Source organism: Duganella rhizosphaerae (assembly GCF_040364205.1).
Classification (GTDB): Bacteria; Pseudomonadota; Gammaproteobacteria; order Burkholderiales; family Burkholderiaceae_D; genus Rugamonas; species Rugamonas rhizosphaerae.
Genome location: NZ_BPWK01000002.1, coordinates 680,296 through 700,070, shown reverse-complemented (window position 1 = coordinate 700,070; position 19,775 = coordinate 680,296). Strand labels below are relative to the sequence as shown.

The 19,775-nt window shown below is 64.9% G+C and carries 21 protein-coding genes; 15 read left to right on the top strand and 6 right to left on the bottom strand.

Annotated elements, in window-relative coordinates; translation table 11 throughout:
* Window positions 1-2: 2 nt before the first annotated feature.
* The 7 genes from RUGAMON1_RS06865 to RUGAMON1_RS06835 all read left to right on the top strand — a co-directional run bounded on the left by RUGAMON1_RS06865 (window position 3) and on the right by RUGAMON1_RS06835 (window position 6,456).
* Complete coding sequence (locus tag RUGAMON1_RS06865) at window positions 3-1,634, top strand: OmpP1/FadL family transporter (RefSeq protein ID WP_445229787.1); 1,632 nt, start codon at window positions 3-5, stop codon at window positions 1,632-1,634.
* An 18-nt stretch (window positions 1,635-1,652) separates the two neighbouring features.
* Window positions 1,653-2,213 (top strand): DUF2059 domain-containing protein, encoded by a 561-nt coding sequence (locus RUGAMON1_RS06860; RefSeq protein ID WP_445229786.1) that lies wholly within the window; start codon window positions 1,653-1,655, stop codon window positions 2,211-2,213.
* Window positions 2,210-3,211 carry an AraC family transcriptional regulator gene (locus RUGAMON1_RS06855; RefSeq protein WP_445229785.1) on the top strand — a complete coding sequence of 334 codons (1,002 nt, stop codon included), beginning with the start codon at window positions 2,210-2,212 and terminating at the stop codon, window positions 3,209-3,211. The genes RUGAMON1_RS06860 and RUGAMON1_RS06855 overlap by 4 nt, the downstream gene beginning before the upstream one ends.
* A gap of 35 nt (window positions 3,212-3,246) precedes the next feature.
* Entirely contained in the window at window positions 3,247-3,960 is a 714-nt protein-coding gene (locus tag RUGAMON1_RS06850) for a cyclic di-GMP-binding domain-containing protein, MshE-related (RefSeq protein ID WP_445229784.1), read from the top strand.
* Between the two features lie 151 nt (window positions 3,961-4,111).
* Window positions 4,112-4,921 (top strand): helix-turn-helix domain-containing protein, encoded by an 810-nt coding sequence (locus RUGAMON1_RS06845; protein ID WP_445229783.1) that lies wholly within the window; start codon window positions 4,112-4,114, stop codon window positions 4,919-4,921.
* Window positions 4,922-4,965: 44 nt separating this feature from the next.
* Window positions 4,966-6,060, top strand: coding sequence for a zinc-dependent alcohol dehydrogenase family protein (locus RUGAMON1_RS06840; RefSeq protein WP_445229782.1), 1,095 nt, complete (start codon window positions 4,966-4,968; stop codon window positions 6,058-6,060).
* 12 nt (window positions 6,061-6,072) lie between these two features.
* Window positions 6,073-6,456, top strand: coding sequence for a hypothetical protein (locus RUGAMON1_RS06835; RefSeq protein ID WP_445229781.1), 384 nt, complete (start codon window positions 6,073-6,075; stop codon window positions 6,454-6,456).
* A gap of 45 nt (window positions 6,457-6,501) precedes the next feature.
* Here RUGAMON1_RS06835 and RUGAMON1_RS06830 read toward each other — a convergent pair whose 3' ends face one another.
* Together RUGAMON1_RS06830 and RUGAMON1_RS06825 are read right to left on the bottom strand one after the other, a co-directional pair.
* Window positions 6,502-7,038 (bottom strand): hypothetical protein, encoded by a 537-nt coding sequence (locus tag RUGAMON1_RS06830; protein WP_445229780.1) that lies wholly within the window; start codon window positions 7,036-7,038, stop codon window positions 6,502-6,504.
* Window positions 7,039-7,182: 144 nt separating this feature from the next.
* Entirely contained in the window at window positions 7,183-8,811 is a 1,629-nt protein-coding gene (locus RUGAMON1_RS06825; protein ID WP_445229779.1) for a M28 family peptidase, read from the bottom strand.
* 86 nt (window positions 8,812-8,897) lie between these two features.
* On the opposite strand from RUGAMON1_RS06825, the gene gluQRS reads away from it, so the two are divergent.
* The 3 genes from gluQRS to RUGAMON1_RS06810 all read left to right on the top strand — a co-directional run bounded on the left by gluQRS (window position 8,898) and on the right by RUGAMON1_RS06810 (window position 11,893).
* Entirely contained in the window at window positions 8,898-9,818 is a 921-nt protein-coding gene (gene gluQRS, locus RUGAMON1_RS06820) for a tRNA glutamyl-Q(34) synthetase GluQRS (RefSeq protein WP_445229778.1), read from the top strand.
* A 68-nt stretch (window positions 9,819-9,886) separates the two neighbouring features.
* A complete protein-coding gene (locus tag RUGAMON1_RS06815) occupies window positions 9,887-11,383 on the top strand; it encodes a CYTH and CHAD domain-containing protein (protein WP_445229777.1) in 1,497 nt (498 codons plus the stop codon).
* Window positions 11,384-11,449: 66 nt separating this feature from the next.
* Entirely contained in the window at window positions 11,450-11,893 is a 444-nt protein-coding gene (locus RUGAMON1_RS06810) for a MarR family winged helix-turn-helix transcriptional regulator (protein ID WP_445229776.1), read from the top strand.
* A 19-nt stretch (window positions 11,894-11,912) separates the two neighbouring features.
* Here RUGAMON1_RS06810 and RUGAMON1_RS06805 read toward each other — a convergent pair whose 3' ends face one another.
* The 4 genes from RUGAMON1_RS06805 to RUGAMON1_RS06790 form a co-directional block, all read right to left on the bottom strand.
* Window positions 11,913-12,371 (bottom strand): acyl-CoA thioesterase, encoded by a 459-nt coding sequence (locus RUGAMON1_RS06805; protein WP_445229775.1) that lies wholly within the window; start codon window positions 12,369-12,371, stop codon window positions 11,913-11,915.
* A 94-nt stretch (window positions 12,372-12,465) separates the two neighbouring features.
* Window positions 12,466-12,855: a hypothetical protein gene (locus tag RUGAMON1_RS06800; RefSeq protein ID WP_445229774.1), complete on the bottom strand. Its 390-nt coding sequence runs from the start codon at window positions 12,853-12,855 to the stop codon at window positions 12,466-12,468.
* Between the two features lie 27 nt (window positions 12,856-12,882).
* Window positions 12,883-13,482 (bottom strand): LysE family translocator, encoded by a 600-nt coding sequence (locus tag RUGAMON1_RS06795; RefSeq protein WP_445229773.1) that lies wholly within the window; start codon window positions 13,480-13,482, stop codon window positions 12,883-12,885.
* Window positions 13,483-13,596: 114 nt separating this feature from the next.
* A complete protein-coding gene (locus RUGAMON1_RS06790) occupies window positions 13,597-14,550 on the bottom strand; it encodes a LysR family transcriptional regulator (RefSeq protein ID WP_116993569.1) in 954 nt (317 codons plus the stop codon).
* A gap of 99 nt (window positions 14,551-14,649) precedes the next feature.
* On the opposite strand from RUGAMON1_RS06790, the gene RUGAMON1_RS06785 reads away from it, so the two are divergent.
* Genes RUGAMON1_RS06785 through RUGAMON1_RS06765 form a run of 5 tightly spaced genes read left to right on the top strand, consistent with a single transcriptional unit; the run spans window position 14,650 to window position 19,774 of the window.
* Window positions 14,650-15,351 carry an HAD family hydrolase gene (locus RUGAMON1_RS06785; RefSeq protein ID WP_445229772.1) on the top strand — a complete coding sequence of 234 codons (702 nt, stop codon included), beginning with the start codon at window positions 14,650-14,652 and terminating at the stop codon, window positions 15,349-15,351.
* Window positions 15,352-15,407: 56 nt separating this feature from the next.
* Complete coding sequence (locus tag RUGAMON1_RS06780) at window positions 15,408-16,682, top strand: NAD(P)/FAD-dependent oxidoreductase (protein WP_445229771.1); 1,275 nt, start codon at window positions 15,408-15,410, stop codon at window positions 16,680-16,682.
* A gap of 25 nt (window positions 16,683-16,707) precedes the next feature.
* Complete coding sequence (locus tag RUGAMON1_RS06775; RefSeq protein WP_445229770.1) at window positions 16,708-18,246, top strand: hypothetical protein; 1,539 nt, start codon at window positions 16,708-16,710, stop codon at window positions 18,244-18,246.
* A complete protein-coding gene (locus RUGAMON1_RS06770; protein WP_445229769.1) occupies window positions 18,243-18,782 on the top strand; it encodes a DinB family protein in 540 nt (179 codons plus the stop codon). Before RUGAMON1_RS06775 ends, RUGAMON1_RS06770 begins: the two co-directional genes overlap by 4 nt.
* Window positions 18,779-19,774, top strand: a complete 996-nt coding sequence (locus RUGAMON1_RS06765; protein WP_445229768.1) for a 2-hydroxyacid dehydrogenase — start codon at window positions 18,779-18,781, stop codon at window positions 19,772-19,774. The genes RUGAMON1_RS06770 and RUGAMON1_RS06765 overlap by 4 nt, the downstream gene beginning before the upstream one ends.
* The last annotated feature ends 1 nt before the right edge of the window (window position 19,775 follow it).

The following is a 19,775-nucleotide window of genomic DNA, read 5'->3' as shown; positions in this document are numbered from 1 at the left end:
CCATGAGCCAGTCCAGTCCAGTCCACGCGCGCCGCCGCGCCACCGCCGCCGCGGCCGCGGCGCTGTGCGCGGCGCTGTGTCCGCTGTCGGCGCAGGCCGCGCTGACCGAGAACCTGACCACCAGCGTGGTCGCCATGTCGCTCGGCAACGCCGTGACCGCCGATCCGCCCGGCGTCGCCTCGATCCACTTCAACCCCGCCGGCCTGGCGCGGCTGACCGGCGACGGCGAGAGCATCCACAACTTCGTGGCCTCGATCCGCACCGCGGCCAGCTTCACGCCGGGACCGAACTTCGACATCGGCGGCTGGAAGGACGACCCGATCTCCAACACCCGCACCGGCCCGGTGCGCCAGGTGATGTACGTGCCCGGCTACGGCATGCCCGGCTGGCGCCTGCCGGCGGTGGCCGTGCCCGGCGTCGGCATGTACTGGAACAAGGCCGGCTCGCCGTGGACCTTCGCCACCGACAGCTATATGTCGCAGGCGATGAGCCTGGACCGCACCACCGATCCCAACGACCCCGGCCAGTACCAGGGCCGGCAGGAACAGATCCAGCGCCTGGTCTACCTGTCGCCGTCGGTCGGCTACAAGTTCTCCGAGACGCTGCGCTTCGGCGTCTCGATCCCGATCGCCCACGCCGCCTTCGTGGTCGACACCAATATGCGCTTCCCCAACGAGCTGCTGGGCGTGTTCGGCCAGCTGCAAAAAGGCTGGTGCCCGGAAGACGGCGGCAACATCATCGACGTGCTCGGCTTCGGCGTGTGCGGCGGCGGCAAGGACGGCATGGTCAGCCCGTTCAAGAAGGCGGCCAATATGCGGCTGGAACTGACGGCCCCGTTCGACCCGACCATCAACCTCGGCGTGCTGTGGGAACCGCGGCCGTGGCTGGCGCTGGGCGCGGTCTACCAGGGCGGCTCCAAGACCCACTACACCGGCAGCTACCAGTTCGACACCGAGCCGATGCTGCGCAACTTCGTGCGCGGCATGAACGCCTCGCTGCTGGGGCCGATCGCCGGCGCCGTGCTGGGCTTCCCCAGCTCGATCCCGGCCACGCAGAAGGGCAATATGAGCGCCATCATCCCCTTCCCTTCGCACCTGCAGGTGGGGATCAAGCTCAAGCCCATCCGCTACGCCCAGCTCAACGTCGACGCCAGCTACGCCCGCTGGAGCGAATGGGACGCGCTGCGCTTCCAGTTCGACCAGAGCGTCAAACTGCTGGAGGTGGCGCGGCTGTACGGCATTCCGGATTCGACCAAGCTGGTCATCCCGCGCGGCTACAAGAGCGTGATCAACCTGGCCTACGGCGTGCAGCTGTTCCCGATCGAAAAGCTGGCGCTGCGCTTCGGCTTCGAGCCGCGCAAGACCTCTATCCCGAACGACAAGATCGACTTGCTGGCGCCGCTGCCCAACACCAAGCTGCTGAGCGCCGGCCTGAGCTACAAGATCAGCAAGAACATGGAAGTCAGCGTCACCGGCTCCTACCTGAGCGGCAAGTACGAGGTGCCGGCCAACACCGACTGCAATCTGAACTGCAGCAACTTCCTCAACATCATCTACAACCCGTATGCCGGACAGAACGTCAAGGGCGACATCCACGTGCGCTATTTTGGTTTTGAAATCAACAAGCGTTTCTGATTTTTTAAGGAGCACATTATGACGACACCCCTCACTACCCATTGCAAGCGCGGCCTGATGCTGCTGGCGCTGGCCTCGGCCTGCGCCGGCGCGTACGCCGCCGCCCCGGTGCCGCCGGCCAAGCAGGCGCTGGTCGACAAGGTGCTGAAGCTGTGGAACCCGGACAACATCGGCCAGCAGATGCTGCAAGCGCCGGTGGCCGACGCGGTGCAACAGGCGCGCGCCATGCTGCAAGGGCGCGCCGCGCCGGAGAAGCGCGACGCCGCCATGAACGACATCGTCGGCGAAGCCAAGCTGTTCATGGCCGAGGCCACGCCGATCACCAAGGGCAGCGCCGACAAGCTGATCCCGACCACCATCGCGCCGCTGCTGGCCGAGCGCTACACCGAGGAAGAACTGAAGCAGCTGATCGCCATCCTCGAATCACCGGTCAAGAAAAAGTTCGAGGCGATGCTGCCGGAAATGCAGAAGACCCTGGGCGAAGGCGTGGCCGCCGACACCCGCGCCGTCATCGATCCCAAACTGCAAGGCCTGAAGGAAAAAATCGGCCTGCGTCTGCGCACCGCGGTCACGCCATGACTTACTCCTCCGCCCTGCATCTGGTGCGCGGCGTCAAATCGCGCCTGACCCATTCCGGCGTGGAAGCGGAAGCGCTGTTCGCGCAAGCCGGTCTGGACGAAGGGGACGGCCTCGCCTGCGACGCCCTCACGCTGTCCGACAAACTGAGCCACCTGTGGGAACTGGTGGTGGAAAAATCCGGCGATCCGCTGATCGGCCTGAAGATCTCCTCGCCGCACCGGCTCGGCTGGCTGGGCGTGATGGGCCACATCATGCTGGTGTCGCCGACGGTGCAAAGCTCGATCGAGCGCTGCCACGGCCACACCCGCGTCGGCCTGCTGCTGCCGGGCGCGCGCCGCGACGTGCCGCAGCAACGCTACGACTTCGTCTGGTGCGTGCTGCTGCGTTCGCTGCGCTGCGCCGCCGGCCGCGACGACATCGCCCCGGTGGTGGTCGAATACACCTTCCCGGAACCGGCCAACGCCTACGTGTATGAAGAAACGTTCGGCTGCCCGGTCAAGTTCTCGATGCCGCACAACGTCATGGAGTTTTCCGACACCGACCTGGTCATGGCGCTGCCGGCCAATCCGCCGCTGGTGCCGGGCAGCGGCGAACGCGTGCTGGCCACGCTGGCGCGCGCCGAGCCGCCGACCTTCAGCGCCAAGGTGCAAGGCCTGCTGGCCAGCCTGCTGCCGAAAGGACCGCCGCACCGCGACGACGTCGCCGCCCAGCTGATGATGAGCGAGCGCACCCTGCAGCGCCGGCTGGCCGAGGAAGGCACCAGCTTCACCAACCTGGTCGACGACACCCGGCGCGAGCTGGCGCGGCAATCGCTCAGTTGCGGCGAACTGTCGCTGAAGATGCTCAGCTTCCAGCTGGGCTTTTCGGAACCGAGCGCGTTCTACCGGGCCTGCAAGCGCTGGTTCGGCATGGCGCCGTCGGACATCGTGCACATGGCGCATCAGCCCGGGCCTGAGCCCGAGTCGATGAACGCCACCACGCCGCGCAAATCGGCATAAAGAAATCGGCATAACAACAAAAAGGAGACGGGGCGATGGGATGGTTATCGAATAATCAAAGCAAGTCGATGCTGGGTCAGCTGCTGGTTAAACAGAAGCTGATTACCGAAGAACAACTGGCCAACGCGATCGAGCTGCAACGCACGACCGGCCAGCGGCTGGGTGACATCTTCGCCGAGCTGAACCTGATCACGCAGCAGCACATCGAAGAAGCGCTGCGCAAACAGCGCCGCCTGCGGATGGCGGCGGCCATCGCCACCTCGCTGCTGGCGCCGATGGAAACCTACGCCGCGCAGGCGCTGCCGTCGCTGGCGGTGGGCACGCCGGTGGTGCTGAGCAAGGACCAGCGCGGCCTGCAGATCAAGGAACGTCCGGGCCTGCAAGCCCTGAGCGAAGAGGAACTGGGCGACACCTCGGCGCAAGGCCTCAGTGAAGAGCTGCTGCAAATCGTCAAGCAGACCAAGCACAACGGCTTGGAAGTGGTGGGCGACATGGCCAAGCTGCTCAATCCGGTGCTGGGTTTCCTGGAGGCCGACACCAGCATGAAGAACGTGGTCTACGATCCGAGCAAGGCCACCGCCACCATCAACAAGGATGGCTCGTTGACCCTGGCCCTGCCCTCGTCGATCGGCGAACTCAACTTCAACAACATCCGCGTCAAGGGCACCGAGGGCGCCAGCTTCGGCAGCATCTCGATCAAGGGCATCGACCTGACCGGCACCTCGATCACGCTGGCCTTCCACCACTGATACCTGGTTCCCCCGCCGGCGTTCGCACGGCGAACATTGCGAGCGCCGGCGGCATACCGCACCGGTGCGTTGGGATTTTCGGAGAAGGGCCAACGCACACGCCGTTTGCATGTTACTGTCTTGCCGTCCGAGCCAACCAGGATCCCTACTCATGACGCCATTCAGTGATTTCGGTGAGGCCTTGCGCTATTGGCGAGGCAAGCGCGGCCATACACAGCTACGCTTGTCCATCGACAGCAATATCTCGCAGCGCCATATCAGCTTTCTTGAAAGTGGGCGCGCCCAACCCAGCAAAGAACTGATCATGAAGTTGGGCTTGGTGCTGGAGATTCCGCTACGGGAGCGCAACGTCATGCTGTTGGCGGCAGGTTTTGCGCCGGCCTATCAGGAACGCAAACTGTCCGACCCCGAGCTCGCGGCCGTCAAGCAGGCGCTGGACTTCATGATGCAGCAGCAGGAACCTTACCCTGCATTGGTGGTGGACCGGCTATGGAACCTGGTGATGACAAATCGACCGGCCGTCCAGCTGATGCAATGGCTGCTGGATCTGCCGGAAGACCAGGCGCTGCCAATTGAAGGGGTCAACATCATCAAGCTGACGCTGGACCCCGCCGCTTTGCGACAGTACATCGTCAACTGGCAAGACGTATGCGCCGACCTGCTGCACTGGATACAGCGCGAAGCCATGGGCGACGGCCCGGGCAGTGAGGCGACTCGCTTGCTGGCCGAGCTGGCCGCGTACCCGGGCATACTCGAAGCGGCACAGCCGCGCGATCTGGATACCCGCACGCTGCCGTTTCTGGCCACGAAAATCCGGAAAAACGGCGTTGAGTTGAACCTTTTCAGTTCCATCACCACCATGGGAACGCCCCATGACGTGACTGTGCATGAACTACGCATAGAGACATTTTTCCCCGCCGATCCTGCCACTGCAGAATGGTTCAAAGCCAGGCGGGTGTGAGCCGCTCATTACCTCCGAAGTAATTGCCAAATAATTTCGATGCCATGATGATCCGTCACGCCTTCATCGAAACCGATGCGGAAAGTGGACTCAACAGCGCGAAGAAAAGGACTATGCAAACCTACGAACTCCAGCAATTCGGGACATTTGACGGCCTGATACAGCATGAGCGCCCCACGCCGCAAGCCGGGGCCGGCCAAATCCTGGTGAAAGTGCACGCGCGATCCTTGAACTTTCGCGACCTGCTGATCGTCAAGCAGCGCTACGCCGTTCCAGCCAGAGCGGGCGTGGTTCCTCTGTCGGATGGAGCGGGCGAAGTTGTCGCGCTCGGAGCAGGAGTCACAACGTTCGCGCTCGGCGACCGTGTCACGGCGACCTATTTCCCGCTCTGGCAAGACGGCCGCCTCAACGTGCTCATGGGTGCCGACCAGTTTGGCTGTACGCGTGACGGCATGCTGGCGGAGTATGTGTTGCTGGACGCCTCGTCGGCCGTCAAGCTGCCAGCGCATCTGTCATTCAACGAGGCGTGCACCCTGCCCTGCGCCGGCGTCACCGCATGGAACGCATTGGTCGGCGGGCGGGCCCTGGCCCCGGGCGATGTGGTGTTGACTATCGGAACCGGAGGCGTCGCCTTGTTTGCGCTTCAGTTTGCCAAATTGTTCGGGGCACGTGTCGTGGCCGTCACGTCCAGCGAACAAAAAGCGGCGCTGTTGCGCGGCATGGGTGCCGACGAGGTCGTCAACCGCACGGTGCATGCCGACTGGGCGACCGAAGTACGCAAGCTGACACAAGGGCGCGGTGTCGATCACGTGGTGGAAACCGGATCCATCGAGACGCTGCCTCACTCATTGGCCGCATGCGCTGCGAATGCGGAACTCGCACTCGTGGCGGCGCTGGGCGAAGGCTACTTGAACGCCAGCGCATTGCGCGGCCTGGTGACGATACGCCGGGTGTTCGTCGGCAGCAAGGCAAGCTTTGAGACGATGAACCGCGCCATCTCACAGCACCAATTGCACCCGGTGATAGACAGCGTTTTCCCATTTGCAGAAGCCAGACTGGCGTACGCCCATTTCGAGGCCAAGCAACACGTCGGCAAGGTCGTCATTGCCGATACCGGCGTGACTGCCAGCCCACTTTAAAAGGATGCGACGATGAAAATCAATTTAACCGGCCTTGCCGAGCGCTACGCCGCAGTCTGGAATGAAGAAAATGCCCTGCGCAGGCGCCAGCAAATCGCCACCTTATGGAATGCGGACGCCGTTCACTACGTGCAGGAACGCGAGCTGCGTGGCCATGCCGCGCTGGAGTCACGCGTCATCGAAGCCCACGAAAAATGGGTGGCGCAAGCCGGCTATCTTTTCAAGTCGGTCGGCCAGGTCGCGAGCTTGCACAACAGTGTGAAATTCAACTGGATCATGCTTCCCAAAAACGGCGGCGATGCGATCGCAGCCGGTCTGAATCTGCTGCTGTTGGATGATGAAGGGCGCATAGCGGTGGACTATATGTACAACGAGCCGCTGCAACGCACTTGGTAGGGCCGGCCCGCTCTGCGGCAACGCACCAGACGGGCGCCCAACCCATCACTGAATCAGGGCGCTGGCCTTCAGTTGCGCCAGCATGGAGTCGGCCAGTTCGCGGCTGACCGATTCGGCCGAGCTGAAGGGGCTGGCCTGGATGTGGATGATGCGCGACCAGCCCTGCTTGTCGTTGCCGCGCGCGCCGTAGGAAACGGTCACCACGATATCGGCCGAGCCGTCGGTATCGGCAATGATGCGGTTGATTTCCACCGTCAGCGCGTTGCGGTAGTCCTTGTCGGAGCTGGCCAGGTATGGCGCCAGTGGGGTGCGCGACATCAGCGGCAGATTCTTGACAATGCCGTTGCCGAATTGCTTGCAGCGGGCCGATGTGGCGAGTTTTTCCTCGTCGGTGATCATCGGCTGCTGCAAGCCGGTGCCGCGTTGATGCTTGGTCCAGCCGGTGCTGGTCTTGCCGCTGAAAACCATCGCCAGCGATTTTTTCTCAATCGCCTGCTGCGCGCCCTCGCCCTGCACCACGACCACCTGCGGCCCGCCGCAGCCCGCCAAGGCCAGGCACAGCATCAACAAAAATCGCTTCATGAACACGGCATCCCAAGAAATAAAGAATAGCATCATGACATGAAAAATCAGCAATAAGAACTTACCATTTCGTAATAAAAAATTCACCGCCGCATCAAAAAAAAAGCAGCCCACAGGCTGCTTGTACTACGTGATCCCGATGGCTTACTTGGCGTTGCGCGGCTTGGCGAAAGCGTCGCCGGCTTTCCATTCCGGCAGCTTGGCGCCGTTGGCGATCAGGCGGCCCAGGTTCAGCGTGTATTGCGCCGTCTGCACCATGCCCGACAAGTCCCAGCTCGCATCGTACTCATCGCTCACCTGATGGTAGCGCTTGTCGTACGCAGCGGCCTTGGCTTTCGAACCGGCCGCATCCTTGATGTACTCGCGGCCCGACTCGATCGAGAACGCCGGCACGCCGTTCTTGGCGAAGTTGAAGTGGTCGCTGCGGAAGTAGCCGCCCGCCAGATCGGGTTCCGCTTCGGCGATGTGCATGCCCATCGCCTTGGCCGCCGTCTCGGCCAGCTTGCCCAGCTCGGTGCGCTCGCTGCCTTGCGTGCCGATGTCGCGCGTGGCGCCGACGAAATTCAGGCTGTCCAGGTTCAGGTTGGCGGCGGTCTTCGCCAGCGGCCACAGCGGCGACGAGGCATAGGCCGCGCTGCCCAGCAAGCCCTGCTCTTCGGCAGCCACCCACAGGAACATCTGGCTGCGCTTGGCCGGTGCGCGCACCGCTTCCTGCGCCATCGCCAGCAGGGCCGCCGAACCGGAAGCATTGTCTACCGCGCCGTTGAATATCGTGTCCCCAGTGTCGCCTTGCTTGCCCAAGTGGTCCCAGTGCGCGCTGTAGATCACCACTTCATCCTTCAGCTTGGGATCGGTGCCCGGCACCACGGCCGCCACGTTGAACTGCTCGACCTTGCGCACGGCCGCTTTCATTTCGCCGTTCAGCTTGGCGGCCAGCGGGACCGGCTTGAAATCCTTGCGTTCGGCGGCGCTGCGCAGCGCATCGATATCCTGCCCTGCCGCCTTGAACAGCGCGCGGGCGGTGTCGTCGGTCATCCAGCCTTGCAGCTGCGTGCCTAGCGTGCCTGCCGCCAGCTGGAAGCGCTCCACGCCCGACCAGCTGTTCTGGATCACGCTCCAGCCATACGACGCGGTCGGCGTGGTGTGGATCAGCAGCACGCCGGCGGCGCCCTGGCGCTGGGCTTCCTCAAACTTGTAGGTCCAACGGCCGTAGTAGGTCAGGCCCTTGCCGTTGAAGCGGTTGGGCTGCTCGGCGGTCGGCTGCGGATCGTTGACCATCATGACCAGGATCTTGCCCTTCAGGTCCACGCCCTTGTAATCGTTCCACTGCTCGTCCGGCGCGGTGATGCCGTAGCCGACGAACACCAGGTCCGCATTGAAGCTGTGCGACGCGGTCGCATCGCCCGGCGCGAACACCCAGTCCTTGCCAAAGCTGATCGGCAGCGCCTGGCCGCCCGCTTCCAGTTTCAGCGTGCTCTCGGCCGGCTGCGTCTTGACGCCGGCGATCTGCACCGACTGGCGATAGCTGTCGCCATTGCCCGGCTTCAGGCCCAGCGCCAGCGCTTGCGTTTCCAGATAGGCAACGGTCAGGTCGGCGCCGCGCTGGCCGGTGCCGCGGCCTTCCAGCACATCGCTGGCCAGGAAGGCCAGGTGGGCGCGCAGCGGAGCTTCCTTCACGGCGGCGTTTTTGGCGCTGTCGGCGTGGGCGGGGAAGGCCAGCGCCAGGCTGATGGCCAAGGCGGAGGCAACAAAGGAGGGTGTCATTTTTTGCATGATTTCCTGGAGACGTAAGGGGTGGTCGCGGTCCATTGAATTTGCCGCGCGTACATTGTATGCGATAGCCACGCTAAAATGGCGGCATGACTGACCGCACTCCCTACCTCGGCCGCTTCGCCCCCTCGCCCACCGGCCCCCTGCATATCGGCTCGCTGGTGGCCGCCATGGCCAGCTACCTGGACGCCAAAGTCCACCACGGCCAGTGGCTGGTGCGCATCGAAGACGTAGACGGCGACCGCAACGTGGCCGGCGCCGACCAGCACATCCTGGCCTCGCTGCAACGCTGCGGCATGCACTGGGACGGCGACGTCAGCTGGCAAAGCCACCGCACCGATCTCTATCAGCAAGCCTTGCGGCAACTGGGCGAGCTGGTCTACCCCTGCGGTTGTTCGCGCAAGGAAATCGCCGATTCGCAGCTGAGCCTGACCGGCCGCCAGGCGCAGGCGCTGATCTACCCCGGCACCTGCCGCCACGGCCTGGCGCCCGGCAAGAGCGCCCGCGCGCTGCGACTGAAGGTGCCGCAAGCGCCACAATCGCCACATTGTGTGCTGCGCTTCGACGACCGCTGGGCCGGCCCCGTCAGCCAGGACCTGACCGACGATGTCGGCGACTTCGTCATCAAGCGCGCCGACGGCTTCTGGGCCTACCAGTTGGCCGTGGTGGTCGACGACGGCGCCCAGGGCATCACCGACATCGTGCGCGGCGCCGACCTGCTCGACTCCACGCCGCGCCAGCTCTACCTGCAACAGGTGCTGGGCCTGCCACAACCGAGCTACCTGCACTTGCCGGTGGTGGTCAACGAGCTGGGCGAGAAGCTGTCCAAGCAGACCGGCGCCACGGCCTTCGACAACGGCGCCGCGCCGCAACAACTGTTGCAGGACGCCATGCTGCCTGCCGCCCGCTTCCTCGGCATGAACCTGAACGCCGACAACATCGACGCCTTCTGGCGCGCCGCCGTGCCCGCGTGGGCGCAAGTTCTACGGAATCTGCCGAATCCACGCTAGTCTCGATATCGATCAACACCGGCACTGGCGTGCGCGATACGCGCCGGCTTTTCCTCTACACTGAAGCAATGGAAGTCGAACTCAAACTACTGCTCTCGCCGGCCGACAACGACCAGCTGCTGCAACACCCGCTGATCGCCGCCCACGCGCGCGCGCCGGTGCGCTCGCAGCCACTGTCGGCCCGCTACTTCGACACGCCGGACCTGCACCTGCTGCGCCACGGCGCCGGCCTGCGCGTGCGCAAGATCGACGGCACCTGGATGCAAACCATGAAGGCCGGCGGCAGCGTGCAGAGCGGCCTGCACCGGCGCAACGAATGGGAAGGCCCGGTCGACCGTCCATGGCCGCGCCTGGGCAAGCTGCGCAAGCTGATCGGCGACCAGCAGCAATGGCTGGACGTGCTGGACGGCGAGGACCTCAAAGCCCGGCTGGAGCCGCTGTTCGCCGTGACAGTGCAGCGCCACAGCTGGGACCTGGACGTCGACGGCAACCACATCGAACTGGTGCTCGACCACGGCCACATCGAGCGCCACGGCCATCAGGTGCCGGTCAACGAAATCGAACTGGAACTGAAAGACGGCGACCCGGCCAGCCTGTTCGCCTTCGCCTTGCAGCTGCAGGAGCAGATCCCCATGCGCCTCAGCAACACCAACAAGGCCGAGCGCGGCTATATGCTGTGCCGCCAGACCGGCACCGTGCCGTACCGCGCGCAAAGCCTGTCGCTGGCGCCGGACGCCACCGCCGCCGACGCGCGGCTGGCCATCCTCAACAACTGCCTGCAGCACATCCAGCGCAACGAAAACGCCGTCATCGAAGGCGACGACGCCGAAACGCTGCACCAGATGCGCGTGGGCGTGCGCCGCCTGCGCTCGGCGCTGAAGCTGTTCGAAGCAGCAGCGCCCTGCCCGCCCGCCTTGCAGGAAGACATCAGCTGGCTGGGTAAGGAACTGGGCGCGGCGCGCGATTGGGATGTGCTGCTGGCGTCCACGCTGACGCATATCCAGGCCAATCCCGGCGGCCGCAACAGCGTGCTGGACCTGCAAGCGCTGGCGCTCAAGGCCGCCCACGCCAAGCGGCGCGAAGCGGCGCAAGCCCTGCTCTCGCAACGCTACACGCGCCTGCTGCTGACGATGGGCTTATGGATGCAGCTGCCGGCCGAGGGCATGGAAGAACCGGCGCTAGCCTTCGCCAACCGCACCATGAAGCGCCTGCACAAGAAGCTGATGAAACGCTCGCAACGCATGGACGACGACGCGCCGGACAGCATCCACCGCACGCGCATCGCCGCCAAGCGGGCCCGTTACGCGCTGGAATTCTTCCATTCCCTGCACAGCGGCAAGGCGCTGCGGACGTACCTGAAAACCCTGTCCGCCACGCAAGAGGAACTGGGACGCCACAACGACCTGGTGGTTGCCGACCGGCTGTTGCGGGAACTGGGCCAGCAGCACGACGCGGCCGGCGCAACCGTCCAGTTCGCGCGCGGCTACCTGCAGGCGCTGCAAGCCACGCAGCCGGCCGACCTGGCGACGATCTGCGCCAACCTGCACGCACTGCGGCTGCCGTAACGCCACGGAGGCTTGTGGTAAATTGGTACAACTTTGAACAATCGGCATCCGCCTCTACCATAACTCATGAAACCCCGTTCATCACCGCACGGCACGCAGGCCTGGCTGTCGGCTGTCCGCGCCTACAATCTGTGCGAAACCGTGGTCAGCCACCGGCTGGCCGATCTCCAACTGCGGGTCGGCGACCTGGAAGTGCTGGCCACGCTGGCCACCACACCGGGACTGAGCCAGCGCGAGCTGGCGGCGCGCTGCTTCATCACCAAAAGCGGCGTGAGCATGTTGCTGTCGCAAATGGAGGAGCGCGGCCTGGTCACCCGCACCGCCGATGCCAGCGATGCCCGCTCCAAGCGCCTGGCCCTGACCGGCGACGGCATGAAACTGGCGGCCCAGGCCATGAAGATCCAGTCCGACGTGGTGAGCGTCATGGTGGCCGGGGCCTCGGAACGCGAACTGGCCGATATCCGGCGCGTGATGGACCGCGTTTCCGCGCAGCTGGAGACACTGCTGTAGACCAACAACCCGCGCCTGGTCAGCGCGCTGCCTGCAGCGCGGCAATCACCGTCTCCGGCGCGATCACGCCCTGCTTGCTGAGCAACAGGCCCTTGGACGTGCCTTCGGCGATGAGCTTGTCGCCGACCGAGAAACGATGCGTCATGAAGAAATGCCGTTCGTCCCAATGGGTCAGGTGCATGGTGGCGGTGAAGCGCTGGAACACACCCAGCTGCTTGCGGTAAGTCATCGTGTGCTCGGTGATGACGGGCATCCAGCCATGCCGCCGCATCTGCTTCACCAGGCCGGAGCGGATGAACAGGTCGACCCGGTTCAAGTCGCACAGCGTCAGGTAGCGCCCGTTGTTCACGTGCAGATTGATGTCCAGGTCGTTGGGAAAGGTCAGCAGCGACAATTCGCTGGTGGCCGGGCCGACCGGCAGCCGGGGCCGGAACAGCGAGGCGACCAGCACATACAACAGGCGAAAAATGAGATTCATGGACAGGCTCCTGACGGCGTCACGCTGGTAAATGGTTCAATTTTGAACAGCATAGTTCAAAATTGAACCATTTACCAGCGCAATATCAGAAGCGCTAGCGGACCGCCTGGCGCACCTTGGACTCCACCGTCCAGGTCAGCGTTGCGGGGCACTTGGCCTGCTGTATCGCCTCCAGCGCGGCGTCGGCGTCGATGTCGGCCTGCGGATACTGCTTGGCGCCAACGATCTTGAAATGCAGCGCCGGCGCGCTGGAGCTGGCCGTCTTGGACAGCAGCGGAGAGAAGCCGCGCTCGGCCAGCACCTTGCGGCACGGCTCGATGTCCTTGAGCTGGTCCGACTCCACCTCCACCCTGAACTCCCAGCTGACGGCGATGCCGCGCGCGGCCTGCTCCGGCACCGGCCGCATCAGGTCCGACGGCAAGGTGGCGGCGGCAGCCATCAACGGAGCGCTCAACAACAGGGTGGTGGCAATCAGACGCAACATCGAAAATCCTCGGGAGACGTTAAAACATCATGGTATCAGGATAGGGTACAAGCTGGCGACCAGCAGCAAGGCCATCGCCACATTGAAGATGCGCACCGAACGCGCATCCTGCAGCACACGCCGCATCGCCACGCCGAACACCGCCCACGAGCCGACGCAGAATATTCCGATCACACCGAACACTCCAGAAAGCAGCGCCACATCCAGCACCTTGAAGCCAGGCGGCAGATACGTGGTCAGCGCGCCTATCGCCATCACCCAGGCCTTGGGATTAATCCACTGGAAGGCCGCCGCGCCGGCAAAGCTCATCGGCTTGGACAGGCCGGCCTGCTCGGCGCTCATCGGCGCCGCGTGCGCCAGCTTCCACGCCAGCCACAGCAGGTACAGCGCACCGGCGTACTTCAGGATCAGCTGCAACACCGGCACCTGCTCGAACACCGCGTGCAGGCCCAGGCCGGTGGCGAAGATCATGAACGTGAAGCCGCAGCAGATGCCGAACAGATGCGGCAGCGAGCGCGTAAAGCCATAGTTCAAGCCCGAAGCCAGCATCATGGCGTTGTTCGGGCCGGGCGTGATGGTCGAGATGGCGGCAAAGGCACAAAGAGGGAACAACAGATCGGGCGTCATGGGCGTATCCGGTGGCAGGCAGGAGCCCCCATTGTAGGGAAAGTGCGCCCAACTGTACCAGTACACTTCTGCAAACAGTGGGCGGGAGTGTATTGGTAGTTTGGCCGGTACGACTCAGCCCCGCTTGCGCTGCCGCCCCAGCAGCTTGTAGAAACTTTCCAGCTCGCGCCGCACCAGGTCCTGGCCGTTCTCGATGACGAAATCCTGGAACGCGGCCGCCACCTTGGGGATGGGCTGGCCGGTCAGGTGCATGATGTGCCAGTCCGCCTCCACCGGATTCTCCTGCATCGGCAGGATCGCCAGTAACCCCGCCTCGAACTCCAGGCCGCAGGCGTGCACCGACAGGAAACCCAGCCCCAGCCCGGCCGACACCATGCGCTTGATCGCCTCGTTGCTCGACACTTCGGAACCGAATTCCAGCGGGTGCCCGGCGTCGCGCAGCAGCCGCTCGACCGCCGTGCGCGTACCCGAGCCGCGCTCGCGCACCATCAGGTTGGCCGCCATCACATCGTTGAGCGTGATCTTTTTCTTCTTCATCAGCGGATGCGTGGGACTGGCGACAAACGCCATCGGATGCCGCGCAAACTTGGCGGCATTGGTGCGCAGTTCGCGCGGCGGCGTGCCCATGATGGCCAGCTCGATCTCATGCCGCGCCAGCATTTGCACGATCTCCGCCCGGTTCCCCACCTGCAGCTTGAGCCGCACGTCGGGCCGCTCGATCGTGAACGGCACCAGCAACGGCGGCAGCAAGTGCTCCGCCGTGGTCACCGCGCCGATGCGCAAGGTGCCGCTGGTGACGCCCTGCAACGCCGCCAGCTCGTCGCCGGCCTGCTCCCACAGCCGCAGGATGCGTTCGGAGAATTCCACCATCACCTCGCCGGCCGCCGTCAGCTGGATGTTGCGGCCGACCTTGCGCGTCAGCGGAATGCCGGCGATTTCCTCCAGTGTGCGGATTTGCAACGAAACCGCAGGCTGCGTCACATGCAGCGCGTCCGCCGCGCGCGACACGCTCTCGTGGCGTGCGACCAATACCAGCGACTGTAGCTGGCGAAAGCTGGCGTGATACATAAGTCATTCCTTATCGATTATTCAAAATGTTTAATTTTTCTTTTGTTCATTGTACCCGTATATTCATAATCATCTGACATCGTTTTAAGCGAGACCGACATGAGCATCGACGTAATCTTCCTGGGCCTGGACGGCGTACTGTTCGACACCGAAGCACTGCACCTTGCGGCATGCAACGCGGCGTTTGCCAACGCCGGCCTGTCGGTACGCTGGACCTTGCCGGCGCTGCGTACAGCCGCCGCCACCCACGGATACGCCCGCGCCATCGGTTCCGCCATCGCCTGCGAACTGCTCTCGCGCGACAAGGCCCGCGTGGCCGAACTGTTCGCCGACAAGCACCGCCAGTTCCATCAGGCGATCAGTGCCCAGCCGCCCAAGGCGCTGCCGGCCGCGCTGGCCCTGATCGACGACGCGCTCAACGCCGGTTGCAAGATCTGCGTGCTGACCGACCTGCCGGCGCCCGCCACCTCGGCGCTGCTGAGCGGCTGCTTCGGCGCCGACGTCAACAGCCTGTTCACGGTGGTCACCGGCGGCGCCAATTTCGACGGCCCTGCCGGCACCGGCCCCTATGCCCGCGCGCTGAACGCCATGGGCGTCGCGCCGCAGGACGCCATCGCCATCGACACCGCGGTGCCCGGACTGCGCGCCGCCGAGGAAACCGGCCTGTGGACCGTCTCCGTCGCCCCATACGGCAACGAGGTGGTACGCCCACGCCAATTCATCACTTACGACGCGCTGCGCGAGCTGCGCTCAAGTCCCTACACGCCGGACCAGCGCGCAAAACACGAACTGGCGGCGTAGCACCAAGCGGCGCCTCAGCCGCAGCACAGATTTTTTCACTTATCTGGAGACGCAACATGGAAACCATCGTCATCGTAGGAGGCGGTGCGGGCGGACTCGAGCTCGCAACCCGTTTGGGCGACACCCTCGGCGCCAGCAAGCGCGCCCGCGTGCTGCTGGTGGACCGCTGCCCAGGCCATTTCTGGAAGCCCTTGCTGCATACGGTCGCTTCCGGAAAATGCGATCCCCGCGTGGAAGAACTGTCCTTCCCCGCCCAGGCCGTCGAGCATGATTTCGAATTCGTGCAAGGCGAAGTGCTGTGCGTGGACCGCGTCCACCAGACCATCACCCTGGCGCCACGCAAGGGCAGCGGTACCGATGGCGTCTGCCGCATCGTCGCTTACGACAAGCTGGTGCTGGCACTGGGCGCAGTCACCAATTTCTACAACGTGCCCGGCGCCTCCAAGCATGCGCTCACGCTCGACAGCGTGGACGAAGCCGAAGCCTTCCGCCGCCGCTTCATCGAAGCCTGCATCAAGGCCGGCGAACAGAAGACCGGCGTCGATGTCGTCATCGTCGGCGGCGGCGCCACCGGCGTCGAGCTGGCGGCGGAGTTGAGCAACAGCGCCCGCGCCTTGGCCGCCTACCGCGTGCACACGCTGAACCCGGAAACCGATATCCGCATCAGCATCCTCGAACGCGGCCAGCACCTGCTGCCGCATCTGCATCCGCAGCAGGCCAACCGCGCGGCGCGCGAACTGCGCGCGCTCGGGATCGACGTGCTGACCAGCACCGCCGTCGCCGAAGTGCAGAAGGACGCCGTGATCGACGCCGCCGGCAACACCCACTGCGCCGACCTGACCTTGTGGGCGGCGGGCGTCGAAGCGCCGCAGCTGTGCGCGACGTTCGGCCTGACCGTCAACCATCTGCGCCAGATCGTGGTGGACTCCAGCCTGTGCTCGACCAACGACAGCCAGATCTACGCGCTGGGCGATTGCGCCAGCTACGTCTGCCCGATCAAGGGTGCGGCGCCGCCGCGCGCGCAGGTGGCGCATCAGCAGGCGATGTTCCTGGCCGACCTGCTGGCCCGCCGCAGCGGCACGCCGCGACCGGACTTCCGCTATCACGACTACGGCTCGCTGGTTTCGCTGGGGCCGCAGGCCGCGGTGGGCGTGCTGACCGGCGCCATCACCGGCAAGAGCATCCGCGTGGGCGGCGCGACGGCGAGCCTGCTGTATCAGCTGCTGTACCAGAAGCACTTGCTCAGTTTGCACGGCACAACGCGCGTCGTCACCCAAGCGCTGGTCGACTGGCTGCGCGCAAAGATCCTGCCGCCGGTGAAGCTGCACTGAGGGGATATCGCCGTATAATAAGGTTATGACAACCTTAACCCCGTTAAGCAAAAACAGTACGCCCACGTCTCCGCCCGCCACGGCGGAGACGTCCGGCATTTCGTCCGCCGCCGCTGCCAGTATTGCGCCGCCCGCCACGCCGGCCTCGGTGGTAACGCTCAGCGTTGCCGGCGCACAGGCGGTGGATGGCGCTTCGCGCGCGCCGCTGGTCTGGGAGCGCAGCGACAAGGACGCCATCTCCGCGCTGGTCGCGCGCAACTACAACGGCCTGCCGTCCGCCAGCCGCTTCAAGAACCTGGGCGCCGCGCTGCTGGAGCGCTTCAAGACCGACGGCTCGGACTACTCGCAATCGGTGCAGCAGTCATCCCGGGATGCGCGCACCGGCACCTACGATACGCTGCTGTACGCGCAGCTGCCGCCGCTGCATCGCGTCGGCGACGACCAGGCCGGCCTCACCGTCACGACCAAAAGCGGCGTCAAAGTCAGCCTGGCGCTGGACAGCTCGGACAACGGCGTGGCGGTGCAGGTGCAAAGCAGCGGCAAACTCAGTGACGACGAACGCGCGGCGCTGGCCGCACTCTCGGGCGCTTTTCAACATGCGATCGACGGCCTGGCCGCCGTGCCGCCGAAAATCGACCTGTCCGGCCTGACCGGATTCGACTCCTCCGTGCTGTCGTCGGTGGACCTGCACTCCCAAATCAAACTGAACGCAACCGACACGCAACGACTGGACTTCCACGCCGATGCCAAACAACGCTCGGTGCGCTTCAGCGGCCCGGCCGGCGAAGCGAAGATCGGCGTGGACCTGAGCCAGCCCGCGGCCTGGGGCAGCAAGGAGCAGCAAGCCAAGGCGCTGGTCAACTACCTGCACCAGTTCGACCAGGCTGCCTCGCGCGGTCACGCCGACGCCGAGCTGGCGGGCCTGTTCAAGGACGCGCTCACAGAGATGCACAGCGACTACGGCCAGCAGCCCGCCGCGCCGCAGCAGCGGGTCACGCTGGCGGACCAGGACCACGCCGCCCTCACCGGCCTGGCCGATTTCAGCGCCTCGATCACGCAGACCGAAACGTCGCCCAATCCGCTGCGGCTCGGCGAGCATGACAGCTTCGATTACCAGGCCTCGCAAAGCACCAGCGTGCAAGGCCGCAGCCAGTTGGACCGCTCGATCGCGCAACAGCAGCAATCGCAGCTCAAGGCCAGCTACCACGCGCCCAGCAGGGCGGACGGCATACTGGCCCTGACGCTCGACCGCGCATCGCAAAACTACAACTACGTGCTGGTCGACGACAACGCCAGCAGCAACGCCGCGCTGGCCTACGAGGACGGAGCCCTGGCCAAGGCCACGCTGGATCAATCGGCCAGGCAATCGACGCGCACCGTCAAGTACCTGCTGGACAAGCAGATCGAAGACCTTACCGTCCCATCCAGCGCGGCCCACACCCGCGACCTGCTCGATATGCTGTCGCCAAAAAAGAAACCCGACGAAGATGAACGCCGCAATAAGCTGGACGCGGTCAACCAAATGATCTTCCTGCAACCAGAACCAGGCGCGCTCACAAAATGACACCAGAATCCACAGTCCTGATGGCGGCCTACAACGCCTCGATGAACCAGAAGCTGTACGCCGCCGCCGCGAAGCTGCCGCACGGCGAGCTGGCCGCAGACCGCAAGGCCTTCTTCGGCTCCCTGCTCGGCACCATGAACCACCTGCTGGCGGGCGACACCATCTGGCTGCGCCGCTTCGCCACCCATCCGGCCAGATTCAGCGCGCTGGAGTGCATGCGGGACCTGCCTGCGCCGTCCGGACTGACGCACAGCTTCGGCGAAGACCTGCCGCCGCTGCTGGCCTACCGCCAGCAGCTCGACACCATCATCACGCAATGGGCGGCGCAGGTCAGCGCGGCCGACCTGGCGCATGCCTTCGAATACAGCAACACCAAGGGCGACCTGTTTTGCAAGTCCTTCGGCGGCGTGGTGCAGCACTTCTTCAACCACCAGACCCACCATCGCGGCCAGGCCAGCACCTTGCTGTCGCAGGCGGGCGTCGATATCGGCGTCACCGATTTGCTGGTCATCGTTCCCGACATCGAAGCGCCATGAAGATCGCCGTCTACAGCGCGCAGCCCTACGACCGCCGCTTCCTCGACGAAGCACGCCAACAGCATGCCGTCGACGCGGTCTACTTCTCCGATCCGCTGACGCTGGACACCGTGCCGCTGGCGCAAGGCTGCGCCGCCGTCTGCGTGTTCGTCAACGACCAGCTGGACGCCGCCGTGCTGCAAGCCTTGCATGCGCTGGGCGTGCGCGCCGTGCTGCTGCGCTGCGCCGGCTTCAACAACGTCGACCTGAACGCCGCCGCGCGCCTCGGCCTGTTCATGGCGCGGGTGCCGGCCTACGCGCCGGAAGCGGTGGCCGAACACGCGCTGGCCCTGGTGATGACGCTCAACCGCAACACGCACCGCGCCTACGCGCGCGTCCGCGAAGGCAACTTCGCGCTGGACGGCTTGCTGGGCATGACGCTGCACGGCAAAACCGTCGGCATCGTCGGCGCCGGCCAGATCGGCACGGCGGCGGCGCGCATCTTCAAGGGACTGGGTTGCACGGTGCTGGTCAGCGATCCGGCGCCGTCGCCGCAGCTTGACGGCGTGGTCACCCGCGTGCCCCTGGACCAGCTGCTGGCCGCGTCGGACATCGTCTCCCTGCATTGCCCGCTGATGGAAGCCACGCGCCACATGATCGACGCCGCCAGCCTGGCGCGCATGAAGCCGGGTGCGATGCTGGTCAACACCTCGCGCGGCGCGCTGATCGACACCGCCGCCGTGATCGACGCGCTCAAGTCGCGCCAACTGGGCGCGCTGGCGATCGACGTCTACGAACAGGAGGCCAGCCTGTTCTTCCACGACCACTCCAGCGACATCATCGCCGACGACGTGTTCCAGCGCCTGATGACCTTCCCCAATGTGCTGGTCACCGGCCACCAGGGTTTCTTCACGATCGAAGCGATGCGCGAGATCGCCGCCGTCACCTTCGCCAACCTGGCCTGCCACATGAACGGCGCGCCGTGCGCCAACCTGCTGCCGGTCAGCTGGTGAT